19 protein-coding genes are annotated in these 15,369 nt (G+C 41.1%); 4 read left to right on the top strand and 15 right to left on the bottom strand.

Translation table 11 applies throughout. The features are described from left to right. Window positions 1-19: 19 nt before the first annotated feature. The 9 genes from kynA to JSQ81_RS11800 form a co-directional block, all read right to left on the bottom strand. Entirely contained in the window at window positions 20-838 is an 819-nt protein-coding gene (gene kynA, locus JSQ81_RS11760) for a tryptophan 2,3-dioxygenase (protein ID WP_212604259.1), read from the bottom strand. After that, window positions 831-1,478, bottom strand: a complete 648-nt coding sequence (kynB, locus tag JSQ81_RS11765) for an arylformamidase (RefSeq protein WP_212604260.1) — start codon at window positions 1,476-1,478, stop codon at window positions 831-833. Before kynB ends, kynA begins: the two co-directional genes overlap by 8 nt. After that, on the bottom strand, window positions 1,475-2,743 hold the full coding sequence (gene kynU, locus JSQ81_RS11770) for a kynureninase (protein WP_212607644.1): 1,269 nt from the start codon (window positions 2,741-2,743) through the stop codon (window positions 1,475-1,477). The genes kynB and kynU overlap by 4 nt, the downstream gene beginning before the upstream one ends. A 118-nt stretch (window positions 2,744-2,861) precedes the next feature. Continuing rightward, window positions 2,862-3,116: a hypothetical protein gene (locus tag JSQ81_RS11775; protein ID WP_212604261.1), complete on the bottom strand. Its 255-nt coding sequence runs from the start codon at window positions 3,114-3,116 to the stop codon at window positions 2,862-2,864. A 14-nt stretch (window positions 3,117-3,130) separates the two neighbouring features. After that, entirely contained in the window at window positions 3,131-3,736 is a 606-nt protein-coding gene (locus JSQ81_RS11780; protein ID WP_212604262.1) for a response regulator transcription factor, read from the bottom strand. Beyond that, on the bottom strand, window positions 3,733-4,869 hold the full coding sequence (locus JSQ81_RS11785) for a sensor histidine kinase (protein ID WP_212604263.1): 1,137 nt from the start codon (window positions 4,867-4,869) through the stop codon (window positions 3,733-3,735). Before JSQ81_RS11785 ends, JSQ81_RS11780 begins: the two co-directional genes overlap by 4 nt. 113 nt (window positions 4,870-4,982) lie before the next feature. Beyond that, window positions 4,983-6,035 (bottom strand): Delta(5) desaturase DesA, encoded by a 1,053-nt coding sequence (locus tag JSQ81_RS11790; protein WP_212604264.1) that lies wholly within the window; start codon window positions 6,033-6,035, stop codon window positions 4,983-4,985. Between the two features lie 436 nt (window positions 6,036-6,471). After that, the gene (gene ytxJ / locus JSQ81_RS11795; protein WP_212604265.1) at window positions 6,472-6,804 is read right to left on the bottom strand and encodes a bacillithiol system redox-active protein YtxJ; all 333 of its coding nucleotides are present in this window, start codon (window positions 6,802-6,804) and stop codon (window positions 6,472-6,474) included. 65 nt (window positions 6,805-6,869) lie between these two features. Continuing rightward, on the bottom strand, window positions 6,870-7,439 hold the full coding sequence (locus JSQ81_RS11800) for a glycerol-3-phosphate acyltransferase (RefSeq protein ID WP_212604266.1): 570 nt from the start codon (window positions 7,437-7,439) through the stop codon (window positions 6,870-6,872). A 37-nt stretch (window positions 7,440-7,476) separates the two neighbouring features. Between JSQ81_RS11800 and JSQ81_RS11805 the strand changes: the two genes are divergently transcribed. After that, a complete protein-coding gene (locus tag JSQ81_RS11805; protein ID WP_212604267.1) occupies window positions 7,477-8,127 on the top strand; it encodes a phosphatase PAP2 family protein in 651 nt (216 codons plus the stop codon). 266 nt (window positions 8,128-8,393) lie between these two features. Here JSQ81_RS11805 and JSQ81_RS11810 read toward each other — a convergent pair whose 3' ends face one another. Continuing rightward, window positions 8,394-8,792, bottom strand: a complete 399-nt coding sequence (locus tag JSQ81_RS11810; protein ID WP_212604268.1) for a VOC family protein — start codon at window positions 8,790-8,792, stop codon at window positions 8,394-8,396. A 13-nt stretch (window positions 8,793-8,805) separates the two neighbouring features. Further along, window positions 8,806-9,303, bottom strand: a complete 498-nt coding sequence (locus JSQ81_RS11815; RefSeq protein WP_212604269.1) for a hypothetical protein — start codon at window positions 9,301-9,303, stop codon at window positions 8,806-8,808. Between the two features lie 93 nt (window positions 9,304-9,396). Here JSQ81_RS11815 and JSQ81_RS11820 point away from each other — a divergent pair, with 93 nt between their 5' ends. From JSQ81_RS11820 to mscL, 3 genes are all read left to right on the top strand, one after another. After that, complete coding sequence (locus tag JSQ81_RS11820) at window positions 9,397-9,708, top strand: MGMT family protein (protein ID WP_212604270.1); 312 nt, start codon at window positions 9,397-9,399, stop codon at window positions 9,706-9,708. Window positions 9,709-9,715: 7 nt separating this feature from the next. Continuing rightward, on the top strand, window positions 9,716-10,234 hold the full coding sequence (locus JSQ81_RS11825) for a DUF3221 domain-containing protein (protein WP_212604271.1): 519 nt from the start codon (window positions 9,716-9,718) through the stop codon (window positions 10,232-10,234). A 78-nt stretch (window positions 10,235-10,312) separates the two neighbouring features. Next, window positions 10,313-10,693, top strand: coding sequence for a large conductance mechanosensitive channel protein MscL (gene mscL, locus JSQ81_RS11830; RefSeq protein WP_212604272.1), 381 nt, complete (start codon window positions 10,313-10,315; stop codon window positions 10,691-10,693). A gap of 41 nt (window positions 10,694-10,734) precedes the next feature. On the opposite strand, the gene JSQ81_RS11835 is transcribed toward mscL, so the two are convergent. From JSQ81_RS11835 to JSQ81_RS11850, 4 genes are all read right to left on the bottom strand, one after another. Further along, the gene (locus JSQ81_RS11835) at window positions 10,735-11,280 is read right to left on the bottom strand and encodes a hypothetical protein (RefSeq protein WP_212604273.1); all 546 of its coding nucleotides are present in this window, start codon (window positions 11,278-11,280) and stop codon (window positions 10,735-10,737) included. Window positions 11,281-11,345: 65 nt separating this feature from the next. After that, window positions 11,346-12,689 (bottom strand): TldD/PmbA family protein, encoded by a 1,344-nt coding sequence (locus tag JSQ81_RS11840; RefSeq protein ID WP_212604274.1) that lies wholly within the window; start codon window positions 12,687-12,689, stop codon window positions 11,346-11,348. A gap of 6 nt (window positions 12,690-12,695) precedes the next feature. After that, a complete protein-coding gene (locus JSQ81_RS11845; RefSeq protein ID WP_212604275.1) occupies window positions 12,696-14,084 on the bottom strand; it encodes a TldD/PmbA family protein in 1,389 nt (462 codons plus the stop codon). A gap of 216 nt (window positions 14,085-14,300) precedes the next feature. Then, window positions 14,301-15,290, bottom strand: coding sequence for a nuclease-related domain-containing protein (locus tag JSQ81_RS11850; RefSeq protein WP_212604276.1), 990 nt, complete (start codon window positions 15,288-15,290; stop codon window positions 14,301-14,303). Window positions 15,291-15,369: the final 79 nt, after the last annotated feature.

Consider the following 15,369-nt stretch of genomic DNA (forward strand, 5'->3'; position numbering starts at 1 on the left):
AATCGGCGGAGTTTTTCACTTATAGATTTGTCCTTACACCCCAAAGTTCCGGGAAAAACTGATGATCAAGGACAGACTTCAAGTAGCTTACGCCCGCTGAACCGCCAGTCCCTTTTTTAAAGCCAATAATCCTTTCGACCGTTTTCATATGACGGAAACGCCATTGTTGATGGCTATCTTCAATATCGACCAACTTTTCAGCGAGTTGATATAAATCCCAGTGACTCTCTACATTTCGGTACACTTCCAACCAAGCTTCCGCGACAGATTGGTCCCCCTTGTACGTGATGGAGAAATCTCGGTTCAATAATTCCGGGTTAATGGAAAATCCAGCTTTTGCAAGCGCACGAATCGATACATCATAAATACTCGGCGCTTTAAAGGCTGCTTCCAGTTCTCCAGCAAGTTCAGGGTCTTTCTCATAGATTTTCAAAATATGCGGTTGTTTATAACCGAGCGCAAACTCGATAAGCCTGTTTTGGTATGATTGAAAACCTGATGCGCGGCCTAAACTATCTCGAAACTCCATGTATTCTGCCGGCGTCAACGTTGCCAGCACATCCCAAGCTTGAATGATTTGCGTTTGAATGCGTGAGACCCGTGCAAGCATTTTAAACGCTTCTGGCAACTCATCCTTTTCGATTAATTCGACGGCAGAATTTAGTTCGTGCAAAATTAGTTTCATCCAAAGCTCGCTCACTTGGTGAATGACGATAAATAACATTTCATCGTGATGTCCTGAAAGTCGCGTCTGGCTAGACAACACTTTGTCGAGATTTAAATATTCGCCGTATGTCATCTGTTCTTTAAAATCTGTGTAAATCCCTTTGTCATCCATTTTTCCGCACTCCTTCGATGGGTCTTATCACTGCACGAACTGGGCTACCGTCAGCATCCGCTAAAGGAAGAGGCAGCGCAATTAATTCGTAATCGCCAGGTTCGACAGATTCAAGAAAGATATTTTCCAAAATCATCACGCCATTATTGTTCAGCGAATGATGCGCATCCAGTGATTTACTCGTTTCCGGGTCAACCGACGGCGTATCAACACCGATGAGACGGACTCTGCGCTCTTTTAATAATGGGCCAATATCCGCACGCAAATAGGTGAAGACTTCCGGAAAAACAGTAAAACTTGAGCGACTGCCCGTTTTCAATAAAATCCGCTCTGCGCCGCCGAAATCGATACTTTCCAATTCCGCGCGACCGATGCTTTCATGTCCTGAAACGTCAATGACTCTTGCCCGGCCGATGTACAAATCAATTGGCAAATCAAGCACTTTCAAACCATCGTCATCGAAATGAAATGGTGCGTCGATATGCGTTCCCATATGCATGCTTGTCGTCATTTTTCCGATATTCACGGAACCCGTATCTGACTTCTTGAACGCAACTTCATAGGAAAATGGCGTATCCCCCGGCCATTCTGCAATCCCGTTTCGAAGCGGTTGTGATATATCAATCCATTTCTTCGTCACGCCACAACGCCCCTTTTGTTCTCGAATTTCTCGTAGCGTTTTTCATCCATAATACTTTTCAGTTTCTGTACAGTATGCCAAACATCTTCGAATGAGTTATAAAGCGCAACCGGTGCCAGCCTCACACCATTTGGTGCACGGAAATCTGGAATAACTCCGTCCTCTTTTAAGGCACTGCAAATTCGGGCAGCTTCTTTATGTTCGAGCAAAATATGACCGCCGCGTGTTTCATCAACAGGACTTCCTATTGTAAACCCGTGCCCGTTAAGTTCTATGCGAATTAATTCCAACATATAGCTTGTCAATTGAAGCGATTTTTCACGCACGCGCTTGATCCCGACTTCATCAAACAAATCGAGCGCGCCAATAACAGGCGCTAAACTTAGGACATGTGGTGTGCCGATTTGATAAGCACCCGCATCCAGCGCCGGATCCATTTCGTGGTCCATGTCAAATTGCGATTCTTTTTTCGAACCGAACCAACCGGCAAGTCCTGGCGCATTTTTGAAGTTTTTCTCGTGAACGAACAATCCGCCAACAGAACCCGGCCCGCCGTTCAAATGTTTATACGTGCACCAGAATGCGAAGTCCGCGCCCCAATCATGAAGCGAATGTTCAATCGCGCCGACTGAATGGCATAAATCGAAACCGATTGGAATGCCTCTTTCGTTTGCGGCAGCTGTTAACCGTTTCATATCGAGGATTTGCCCGCTTCGGTACAACACTGACGGCAGGACGATTAATGCGATGTCGTCTGTCATCGCTTCAATAATATCGTCTTCCGATAAAAATCGACCATCTCGACTTTTCACGCGCACAAGATGTTCTTCAGGATCATACCCTTTTAACGTCAATTGACTTTTCAAAGCGTAGATATCTGAAGGGAAATTCAGTTCATCTGCGAGGATTTTGGTTTTATTGCCAGTTGGATTATAAAAAGTCGCGGCGAGTTGATGCAAATTCGTCGTTGTCGATCCCGTTGCAATCACTTCATTTTTCATGCCCCCGACGAGCGGCGTCATTTTTTCGCCGACCGATTCCGATAAGTAAAACCACGGATTATCTCCTTCCGTCCAACCATCGATGCCGAGCGTCTTCCAAGAATTAAGCAAATCCAGCAAAGTTTTTTCGGCTCGTTTCGATAAAAGACCCAATGAGTTTCCGTCCATATAAATTGTGTTTTCTTGTAAATAAAACTCTTCTCTTAGACGGGCCAAGCCGTCTTTCTTATCGAGACCCCGTGCGTAGTCGAGCGATGGTGTCAGTTTCAATTTACATACCCCCGTGAAATTTTCTATCTTGTTAAAATCATATCATTAATCGGAATGACTTGGCACAAAAAAATACAGACAGAAGTGTATGTTACACTTCCACCTGCATTGACTAACTAGTATACCCACTTCTCCGCTTTTTAAACATTCTCAAAATTGTGCCCCCGAGTCCAATTAGCGCGCCCAAGATAACGACGATTTTTAAAACGGGATGCCAATCACGGATAATCGCGTGCAACAGGACTCCGATTAATATAGCTAACTGTGCTGGCGTATTGTATTCTTTCTTTTTCTTGAATTCAGCTAAGTAAAAGAAGACTAAAAATACACCCAAAACAACCCAACGAATAATTCCCAGAATCACCATCAGCCCATATCCCCCTATTTAAACCAACCTTTTTCTTTAAATCGAGAAATCGCTTCAATTCGATTGCCGACGCCTAATTTATCCAAAATCGTAGAGATATAATTTCGAACCGTCCCCGGTGTTAAATACAGCTCTCCTGCAATTTCTTTTGTCGTCTTTCCTTTTGACACGAGTTGAAGCACTTGGCTTTCACGATCCGTCAAAGGGTTTTCGTTTTCATCGTCAAAAGCGATATCGACTAATTCAGGCGCATAAATCCGACGCCCATCCATAATCGTTCGAATCGAGCTAACGAGTTCTTCAATCGGACTATCTTTCAATAAATAGCCGCGCACGCCTGCTTTTCGAGCACGTTCAAAATAACCGGACCTTGCAAATGTAGTCAATATAACGATTTTACACGACGAACCTTGCAGAGATTCTGCCGCATCCAATCCAGTCATTACGGGCATTTCAATATCCATAATACAGATATCCGGCTCATGTTCGTTTACTAACTGGACAGCCTCTTCACCGTTTTTCGCCATGCCGACGACTTCCATATCATCTTCCATACTCAGTAAAGAACCTAGTGCGCCCAACAGCATCCCCTGGTCTTCCGCTAAAACAATTCGTATCACGCCAATCCCCCCTCTGCACTTTTCTTAATAATGTCCGGAACGCGAATCGTTAGCTTTGTTCCTGCAGTTGCTTCAATTTCCAAACTCCCGTTTACAAAATCAAGTCGTTCCCGAATGCCTTTTAAGCCGTTTCCAGGGAGATTGATCCCTTTGCCCGGAATACCGATTCCATCGTCTTCCACGCGTATCAAAAATTCATTTACTGAATGCTCGAATTCAATATGGCATTCGGCCCCGTAACTGTGTTTCACGACATTTGTCACGGCTTCTTTCAAGCACATGCTCAACACATTCTCGACTAACGGCGGGATGTCCATCTGCTCAGGATCTCCTTTTACCGTTAACGCCATTTCTGCAGCTTTGACGATTTGCCTAATGCGAATTAATTCGTCTTTTAGCTTCGTCATTCGTATATCATCCACTAGATCCCGCACTTCTTTTAACGCGGTACTTGCGGTTTGTCGAATATCCAATAGTTCTTTTTCCGCAGCCGCCGGGTTTCGTGAAATTAGTCTTCCAGCGAGATCGCTTTTTAAGCCGATCAGCGATAATTTCTGTCCAAGCGTGTCATGTAAATCTCGCGCAATGCGTTCGCGTTCCTCAAGAATGATTAATTCTGAAATACGCTCATTCGCATGTTCCAATTGTCCTTCTAACTTTTCACGTTTGTTTCGATTGTATAAATTGAACGGCAAAAGCACCGTACCAAGAACAGAGATGAGGATGAAATGAATTTGCGGTAAAAATAGTTCAATTTCAATAAAAAACCCAAACACAATCGCCACAATTGTAAAGGCTATATGAAGACCATACATGATAAAAAAGCCGACTGGACTTCGTATATTCCCAATGAAAAATGCCGTGAATATAGATAAGTACAAATAACCGAACAACAAAGTCATGACGACATTAATAATAATTTCAAAACTAATCCACATATAAACAAGTCCGCTTTTCGACTTGTATGAAAAACGATAAGATAGGAAGAATAATAGCAATAATGATATGCCGATTGCAATTTCATAGCCGGATGATGACCTGAATATGAAAAAGAACGGTAAAAAACAAAATACAGCCCATGCATAAATACTAAGCCATGGACTTTTCGGAAAAATACTGTACCAACTTTTCATGTCGCCCACTCACCGTCCTTATCGTTACTCCAATTGTACCAAATTTTTCTACTAATTAGGTATATGAATAAAAAACAGCCACCCTGAGTTAAAAGGTGGCTGCTAAGAAGGTTTTATTCGCCTTCAAAACTTGTGCGTTTCGGTTTTAAATCCATTGAACGACTTGCTTTTCGTACCATGCTTTTAACTTCGCCAAATGTAACGAATCCTTTTTTCTTTGGATCATAAAGTTTGTACTTTAGCGATTCTAAGCTTGTTTTGATGGTGATTGTCGTTGCGTTATGAAGAGGCGGCACGGATTCATGCGCGACTTCCAAGTTGTAATTCGGTACGCGTGGCGACAAGTGATGGACGTGGTGGAAACCGATGTTTCCAGTTGCCCACTGCAATACTTTCGGCAGTTTATAGTAAGAACTTCCTTCGACTGCAGCTTTCACATAATCCCATTCAGACTCTTCTTCAAAATAAGAGTCCTCAAACGTATGTTGAATATAAAACAACCAAATGCCAAGAGCGCCTGCGACAAACATGGTTGTTCCTTGAACGATGACAAATGCTTGCCATCCGATAAGTAAAATCAACAGCGTATATAACACAACGAGAACCGCGTTTGTAAGATACGTATTGTTTCGTTCTTTTTGTCTCGCGTCTTTTCGGTTAAAACGGCTTGAGATCAGGACTAAAAATAAAGGTCCAACGCCAAACATGACGAGTGGATTACGATACAAACGATACATAAAACGTGTCCACTTCGATGCTTCGACGTATTCTTCAACAGTCATGACCCAGATGTCACCGACACCGCGCTTATCAAGATTTGAACTTGAAGCGTGATGAATCGCATGCTCGCGTTTCCATTTAGAATAAGCGAATAAAGTTAAAACACCTGTAATGGTTCCGACGACATCATTTGCTTTTCGACTTCTGAAAAATGATCCGTGCGTGCAGTCATGGAATATGATGAATGTTCGAATGACAAATCCTGCCGCGATAATCGCGAACGGAAGCATCAACCAGAAAGACACCGACAAACTTTGATACGCTAAAAACCAAAAGATAAATAATGGTGGAATCGTGTTTACTATTTGCATGATGCTTTTCTTTTTATCCGACTTTGCAAAAGGGGCAACATTTTTGTGTAATTTCATTGTTTTTTCTTTACTCATTTTTTGTTCCTCCTTGGGAATCATGATTATTCGCACTTTCATATCTTACTTATCATTCTAAAGTGTTTCACAACCACATATCAGACCTAAATGTCATCATTTCAATATGACATCTGTCATGTCCGGTGGAATTTACTGGGTGAAATTAAATTCTTTCATCAATTGACGTGTTTTAGGCTCTACTAGCATAGGGAGGAATGAAGATGTTATACATACAAAATGCACAGATTTTCGCGGGAACAGGTAAAATGATTGAGGGAATAACTTTCGTTAAAAGATGGAAAGTTTCTTAAGCCGGGGCAAGTTTCGGCGTGTACCATAAATAAATGTCCAAAATGAAAAGAGCTACCCGGTAAATCGGATAGCTCTTTTCACAGTGTGAATAGAATAGATTAGATTAGATTACATATTAAGTTGCCCACATGTGGACAACTTTTTAGTCGATGCTATTCTCTTTCAAACCTCTGTTAATTTCATTATCTGTAATGACAGTATGAGATGCATTCCAAACCGCTTCGCCTTTATTCAAAATGAATAGTTGCGGCGATTGATGTTCAACGCCCAAAGTGCTTTCGATTTCATTGGAAACCGGGCGTGTTTCACGCACTTTCAACCAATACTTCGGAAGATTCGTTTCAAAATTCTCGACTCTATTATATGCAGTCGTGCTGATAGGACATGTTGTACTATGTTTCAGAAGAAGTATAGGCTCGTCCTTCGATTTCGCCAAAACGTCTTGCCATTCCTCAATTGTATGTAACTCTTTCATCACAATCATCTCCCTATCTTAATTTTTACTTGTAATTAATATATATAATACTTTGAGCGCGTTGTCTAGTTCCCTGTTCGGCGCTTCAATGTTAAATCTTCACGATGAGCGACAAGAATGATTCCGCTAAGTAAACATGCCAAGAGGAGAAATTGGGTATGATAAGAAAATACGAGCAAAATAATTGGCAATGAAACGATAGCGCTTATTCCGGCTGCAGTGAAATTTTTTATAACAATATACAAGGCAGCGAAAACACCAAAAAATGTTGCAAAAACTAGAGGACTGAAGACAAGCAGTCCGCCAATGAACGTGGATACACCTTTGCCACCGCGGAATTTAAAAAGAATTGGATATATATGCCCTGCTACGACGGAAAGTAGTAATAGAAGTTCAATTAGCTGGTTGAAACCAAGATATCGAGCAGCGAGGACTGCAATTGCACCTTTCAGTGCATCTCCTAGAAAGGTTACAACAAACGCTTTCCTTCCATAAAGCCGACCTACATTACGGGCTCCGGGATTGCCGCTGCCTTTTGTACGGATTTCTTGGTTGTAATAAAACGTACTAATAACGGAACCTGTTAATAGGTTCCCCAGTAAATACGAGCCGATTATTAAGCTAATCAATGCCATCCAGATCGCCCCTTATCTTTTCTAAAAGGAGACAACTATGAAACAAATTTCGCAAACACTTACCATTGCTTTTATTTTATGTGCCGGGTTTGGTCTATTATTTGGTTATTTTTCAACTACCATTGGAGATGATTCTCTATCAAGCTTCGATACCATTATGATCAATGCAATTCAAGGACTTGAAACACCTTGGCTTACTGCCATTATGAAATTTTTCACGTGGATCGGTTCTGGATATGTTGTAGCACCTCTTACAGTAATTGCCGCTGTATTATTAGTTTTTGTATTTAAGTATCGCCATCAAGCATTGCTTCTAGTTGTTGTTATCGGAGGAACTGTTGCTTTTAATCATCTTTTAAAACTGTATTTCAAACGCGAACGTCCGGTATTTCATCGAATATTGGATGCCAATGGTTATAGCTTTCCAAGCGGACATACGATGATGGCATTTAGTCTTTACGTGATTATCGCTTATATCGCATGGCGAAATGTAGAGACTAGATTGGGAAAAGTTCTATTAATTGTATTCGCTACATTTATGACAGTCATGATCGGGACAAGCCGAATCTATCTTGGCGTTCATTACCCAAGTGACGTTGCTGGCGGGCTGATGGCGAGTGGATTTTTGGTTACGATTGCTGTTACGATTTATTCGCTTTATCTAAGGCGATTTAATAAGGAATTGTAAGAAAAATAGCCGAAAACTGAGCGCCGTCTATTTCACATTACTATTCTGTTTGGATTTTTTAAAATCATACAAGCCGCGAACTAAGTAGAATAGAAAAGAAGCACCGAATATGATTATGGGTAATGGAGAGTCTGAAAAAATCAAAGAAAGTACGATAGCTAAAATAAGAAAAATTAGCGCAACAATAAAATCGTAAATATATCTAGGTAGATTCAAAATATAACCACCTTTATCATAGGCATTCTAACATGATTGGCATCTCTAATTTAATGTGTTTCTGTTTCAAGGTTTAATTGCCATGAAACGCCGTACTGATCTTCTACCCAGGCGAATTTCACGCTGAATGGCGTCGGCGCCAAATCCATTAGAATCTTCCCGTCTTCGGCTAATTTCTTGAACACGGTATCGATTTCCTGTTCAGTCTCGCACGTCACAAATAAAGAAAACGCGGATGTGAATGGAATATCGTTTCCGTTACTATTGTCAATTGCCATAAATGTTTGCCCGTTCAATGTAAAAGTTGCGTGCATGACCATGCCGTTTTCTTGACGAAAAACACTTTCAATTTCTGCATTGTCAAAGATGGATGTGTAAAACTTCATCGCTTCTTCGGCATTGCCATCGAACATTAAATATGGGGTGATTTTTTGATTTTGATTCGTCATTGAAGAGCCCCTTTTAGTTAAGTTTTTCTACTTCTGCATCTGTTAACACTCTTGGTTTGAACCCGCTGAGTTCAATGTATTCGGTTTTTCCGTCAACTTCAACTGAAAAGATGTCGCTTTTATTTGTCCCGTGAATTGCTCCGACTTCCATATTCTTATTTTTATAATAATTTTTGATTTCCATCTCGGCGTAAACTTTTTGTACGTTTTGAATTCCTTGAACTCCCGGAGCTTCAGAAGTGTTGGCATTTTCTACATCTTTCGGCTTTCCTTTGTCAGCTAACTCTTGCAACAGATCGATTACCTCGCCAAATCCGATAATTAGAAGACCGATTAGGGTTGGTTTGAAAAGTGTTGTTAACGCATCAATTACAGAGATGTCACCGAATTCCGCCGCATATTCTACAAGAATAGCAACTCCATAAATAAACCCCCATACAATCACAACAACTCCCGCAACCTTTAAAATAAATCCCATTAGATTCGTTCTACCAAAAAACTTTCGCTCCATCACAAATCCCCTTCCCCTATTTCGTAATTTTCAGTATACTATACGTATCTAGATTGCTAATAGTTTCATTTCAAATAAAGGGAGTTTTATTTCATGAATTTATTCACAAAACGCGTCGTTAATATTATTCAAGCAATTCCTTCGGGATATGTTATGTCGTATGGACAAGTCGCGGCAGCTGCGGGAAATCCCAGAGGTGCGCGACAAGTTGTTCGTGTCCTTCATTCGATGAGTGAAAAATATGATCTTCCATGGCATCGAATTATTAATGCGAAAGGGGAAATTTCTTTTTCCGGCAAAGACCAACGCGGAATGCTTGAGGCAGAGGGCGTAGCGTTTGGTTTAAATGGAAAAATCGATTTAGTAGCATATCGCTGGCATCCAATTGATGCGGAAGAAGGTTGATCTACTGATGAAAATTCGTAAAGCCATTTTATTATCAACGGTTACCATTATATTATTCGGTTGTGGGAAAACGACGGAAAATATGACAGCCGAAAAACTTATTCAAGAGGCTTCAGTTGTTTTGATGTCAGAAAATCAAAGCTTGTTGGCGGACGCCACGATGTGGAAACTCACCGATGAAACAAAAATCCAATCGCATACTGGCACGAAGACGACAATTAGTGATTTAAAAGTTGGCGATTTAATCAGCTATGAAAATGAGGGGCCTATTGCAGAATCGTATCCTCAACAAGGAACGTTGAAAGAAATTACCTTGTTCAACGATGACCAAGCAATAAAATTTAGTTCCGCAATCGCATCGTTTCTTGAAAATCAACCACATGGCGACTTGGTCGAGTTTGAAATTTTATCAATTGATGGGAATGAACTATCGGCACGCATGAAAGTCTGGGATTTTGAAATCGACGGGCATTACCTTGCACAGATCAATCTCGAAACAAATGAATTCAAGATTACTAAAGAATAATATTTTAACAGTTGATTTTTGGATTGCATATTCTCATAATAAGAGAGTGCAATAATTTATTATTAAAGGATGGATTTTATGTGGAAAGACTTTAAAGAGTTTGCGTTTCAAGGAAATGTGTTTGACCTTGCTGTTGCGGTTGTGATTGGGGCAGCATTCGGAAAGATTGTGTCTTCATTAGTTGAAAATATTATTACACCTTTTATCGGCATGGTATCGGGTGGCATCAATTTTTCGGGCATGCATAAAAATTTTCGCAATGCAGATTTTACATACGGCGTATTCTTACAATCTGTCATTGATTTCTTTATTGTTGCCCTTGTCATTTTCTTTGTGATTCGCTTGCTTTCTAAATTCAAAAAGAAAGAAGAAATTGTGGAAGAAGTCGAAGAAATCGATGCACAAGAAGCGCTTCTAATAGAAATTCGCGACTTGTTGAAAGAGCAAAAAAATCAATAAAGTAGAGAAGGACAACCTAATTCTAGGCTGTCCTTTTTATTTCATTCAATCGTGATACCTTCAGCATTCAATCGATTCACGATGCTATCTCTCAGTCCCCTCACAGTCCCATTTTCGACGAGCGTTAATTGGTTCCCGTCGTTAAAGTGAATCTCATACTGTGAAAACTCCTCATCTTCCTTCGCCTGATGGAAAACGGCCCGGTCGATTTCACTCCAGGAATAGGTATGATTTTCTGTCGTCAACATCTCCCGGTAAGAAATCGAATTCGTTGATAGTGATGTGTAATTCAATGAAGCAACATAAAATGTCAGACCGCTTAACACTAGACAAACAAGGCTAATCAGTACTGAAAACTTTCTGCCCGCCAATAAAAACAACACGAAAGGCGATAAGGTTAAAAAAAGAAAACCGATGCTATAAACCCCGTAAGTTTTTCCGGCTACAAATATATACCAATTATCTGGTGTGCGATATAAAGTATTTGCGATAAAAGTCGGTAACACTAAAATAAATACGGGAGATACAACTGCGATACAAATCGCAATTGCCATAAAGATATGCCGCGGTTCGTAGTCTTTGATCATGCCACACCCCTATTCTAATGATCATTGAAAATAGCACCCCTCCAATCGAAGGGTGCCACTTTTTATTAATCAACAGTTACAGAAAGTTCTTTGACAAGTAGTGACGGTGATCCATAACCGCCTGGTGCAAATTCTAAGTCCGAAGCGGTTTCTACAATGTTTTTCATATAATCATAGTAGTTTCCTGCAATCGTCATTTGTTTCACTGGTGACGCTACTTTTCCGTCTTTAATATAGAAACCCGTCGCTGCAACCGAGAAATCCCCAGAAATTGTGCTGGCACCCGAATGGAGGCCGGCTAAATCCGTAATAAGAACGCCTTCTTCGACTGATTCGATGAGTTCCTGCTTACTTTTAGCGCCCGGTGAAATGTACAGATTGATCGGTGCGACAGAAAGTGTTCCTTTATAGGATTCTTTATGTGCATGCCCCGTCGTTTCTACACCATCTTTTTTAGCCGTTTTCCGGTTATGAAGAAGCGTTTCAAGCTTACCTTTCGAAACGATTGTCTGTTTCTTTGTAGCCACGCCTTCCCCGTCAAAGTTCGCGCCCATAATTGATTCCGCCTGGAACGGGTCGTCGATCAATGTGAAAACTGAAGATGCAATGTCCGTTCCGACTTTTCCTTTTAATAAAGACTGATCCTTTTGCGTGTTTTCAGCTGAAAAAATGGCTGTAAACGTAGCAAGTAAAGACGCAGCAGCATCATGTCTCATAATGACCGGGTATTTTTTTGTCGGAATCGATTTTTCACCTAAATGGGATAAAGCTTCTTCCGCGACTTCTTTTGCTATTTTATCGGCATCAAGCGATTTATAGTCACGCGTCATTTCACGAACCATACCTGTTTTCATTTCATCGCCTTCTTTAACAACGGCCGAAATGAAAACGATGATGCCATTCTTCTTTTCATTCAATGAAAGGCCTTTGTTGTTCGCCAGAATCCGGTCTTCATTAAACTCTTGCAGCGCGCAATAATTAAGCGTAACGATGCGCGGATCATAAGCCAAAACTTTCTTTTCAATGGACTTGATCAGCTCGATTTTATCAGCAGTCGGGACATCCGCAAGCTCTTCGCTATAAAACCCATGGTCATTATAACTGTCGCTGCCTTCAAAAATGTCAGTGCCATCATCTTCATCAAGGACATCGGCATTGGCAATCGCGCTTTCAATTAAGAATGGAATCGATGCTTCCTCGATTTTTTCCGTGTACGCATAACCCATTTTCCCGTTATGAAGACCCCGAAAGCCGAGTCCGCCTTCTTCAGATGTTTCGTAAGTGTCAATTTCCCCTTCAAAGATCATGCACCTGAATGATTCTGTTTTTTTATAAAAAATTTCGGCTTCTTTAAAATTAGCATTCACCGCTTCGGACAACAACTTCTCTTGAAATTCATGGATATTCATTATTCGTTATTCCCCCTTTGTCCCGCCAACAGTTATTTCACTGACTCGAATCATCGGCTGGCCGACGTTTACAGGCAAACTTCCACTAATCGATCCGCACATTCCCGCGCCGTGCGCAAGATTGTTCCCCACCATATCGACTTTTTGCAGTGTTTTTGCACCATTCCCGATCAATGTCGCACCGCGAACAGGTCGGTCAATTTTCCCGTTTTTCACAAGATAGGCTTCAGAAACAGCAAAGTTATAGTCGCCTGTTGCTGGATTCACCGAGCCGCCGCCCATATATTTCGCGTAAATTCCATTTTCCGTCGAAGCAATGATATCTTCGGGTTTTGATTTCCCAGGCGCGATATAAGTGTTCGTCATTCGCGATGTCGGATTAAATCTGTACGATTCGCGGCGCGAAGAACCCGTCGCTTCCGCATTCATCCGGCGTGCGTTGAATTTATCTATCAAATAGCCTTTCAAAATACCATCTTCAATCAGGATGTTTTTCCGCGTCTTTTCCCCTTCATCGTCAATATTGAGCGAACCCCATTCATTCGGAAGTGTACCGTCATCGATATACGTCACGATCTCCGGCGCTACTTTTTCACCGATGCGATTCGCGAAGACAGAGTTGTTTTTAGCAACGGACGTCGCTTCAAGTCCATGACCACAAGCTTCATGGAAAATAACTCCGCCGAATTCATTATCAATAATGACAGGAAATTTCCCGCTCGGGCATTCATCGGCTTCTAGCATCGTCACAGCAATACGCGCCGCCTCGCCCGCATAATGATCAAGGTCCAGATTTTCAATAAACTCAAAACCCGCATGCGCACCCGGCCCGTAAAAACCAGTTTGCAATGCTGCACCGTCAGACGCAGTCGCTTGAATCGCCAGTCGACTATAAACGCGCGTGTCTTCCACGAATTTCCCTTCTGAATTCGCGATGAGTATATTTTGTTCTTCATCAATATAGCGCAGGCCGACTTGTTGAATGCGCTCATCATAATTTCGTGCAATGTCATTCGCTTTTTTCATAACTGCCGCCCTCTGCGCATGCTTCACCGTTTGCGGCATCTGGGAAATTATGTGGATCGGCTTGATGATTTCTTTTTGCAACGGATGAATGGTGCCATTCCCCCCGCCCTTTATCGCCAGCGCCGCCTTTTTAGCAGCCTTCACTAATCCTTCTTCCGAAAAATCGGTCGTGTACGTATACACGTTTTGAAGTCCCGAAAAAATACGGATCCCGATACCGAAGTCGCGACCCGATATACTTCTTTCAATTTTATTATCTTGTAATGCCAATGTGTTCGCATATCGGTCCTCGACAAACACTTCAGCAAAATCGCCGCCCGTCGATAAGGCAGCCTCGATTACATTTTCGATGATTGATTGTTTAATCATGTGTTTATTCCCCCCCTTAGTCCTAATTATAACGGAAGTTAGACTGTTTTGTATTATTAGTTTTTTACTTTCGGTTTGGGCGGCGGATATCCGTAGTTTTAAGGACGATATCCGACGGTTTAAACGTGATATCCGACAAAATGGAGCGGTTATCAGTCCCTTCTAAACTTATATCAGCACCTTTTAGCCATATATCCGCAAAACAGGACCTATGACTCACTCCTTTTTCAAAAAAAGCAGTTGTTTTTCTAACTCATTTAACGATAAGGAGTATTTCCGACCTTTGTTTTCCCCTTGGAACGACAAATTCATTTGTTTCAACAAACGAGTTGTTTTATCCCCCGATGAAAGATGAAGAAACTCTCTGCATTGCCTATTGGTCATCGAGTTTCCAAACAACATAAAGTAATCAAGAACTGCATGTTTATACGCATCCCTACTAAAATACTTGCAAGATTTACAACCCCAGCCTCTAGCTGTAGAAGTCATTTCGTGTAATCCGCATTGATGACAACGAACACCGATCATAATTTCATGAATATCAATTTTGTATTTTTCACAAATGGGGAATGGATCATATTCACGATGGGCTACTAAAAGACTTTTGGCAACTAAATCAAGTACTTGTATGTCTAAAATAGGGGGAGATTTCATTAATTTCCTCAAATATACTGGGACTTCAAGCGGAAAAAGTAGCGTTAAATCTTCTGGAATGTTCTCAAAATGTTGACGAGGATTTGGGAAGACAGCAGCACCGCGTATTGGAACATCCTTCAAACCATTAGAATAAAACCAATCCTCCAGCAAGAATTTGTTTCGTTCAAGTTGCACAGACGGACATTCATAAACATCAATTTGCCCATTGTCCAAAGTACGCATTAGTTGCTTACTTTCATGCAGGAAACGAATTTTTCCTGCTATGTTTTTCATTTCAAAAATGACTGCCCCATGGCGTGATAAAAACAATGTATCCAACTGAAAAAGCCCTGTAGACTTCAAATTTAAATCATGAAATATGTAATGGGGATCGAGAAACGAATACTTTTGAAAAACATTAGTCAGGATTTTTTCACCATTTACTCCAGCTCTAACTATTCGAAGCTCTTCAGCAATACTGCTTTTCTTCTTATAAGAAAGAGATAATCGCGAGTCCAATGCTTCAAGTCCTCTCAATTTAAATGGAACTGCATTCTTTTTTATAATCAATCCATACCACCCCCATCAAAAGCGTATCACGGGCGACGTCCTTTGACTACGTATTGTCTGAACATTTAATTTTAACCCG

The sequence above is a fragment of the Sporosarcina sp. Marseille-Q4063 genome (assembly GCF_018309085.1).
In the GTDB taxonomy this organism is placed as follows: Bacteria; Bacillota; Bacilli; order Bacillales_A; family Planococcaceae; genus Sporosarcina.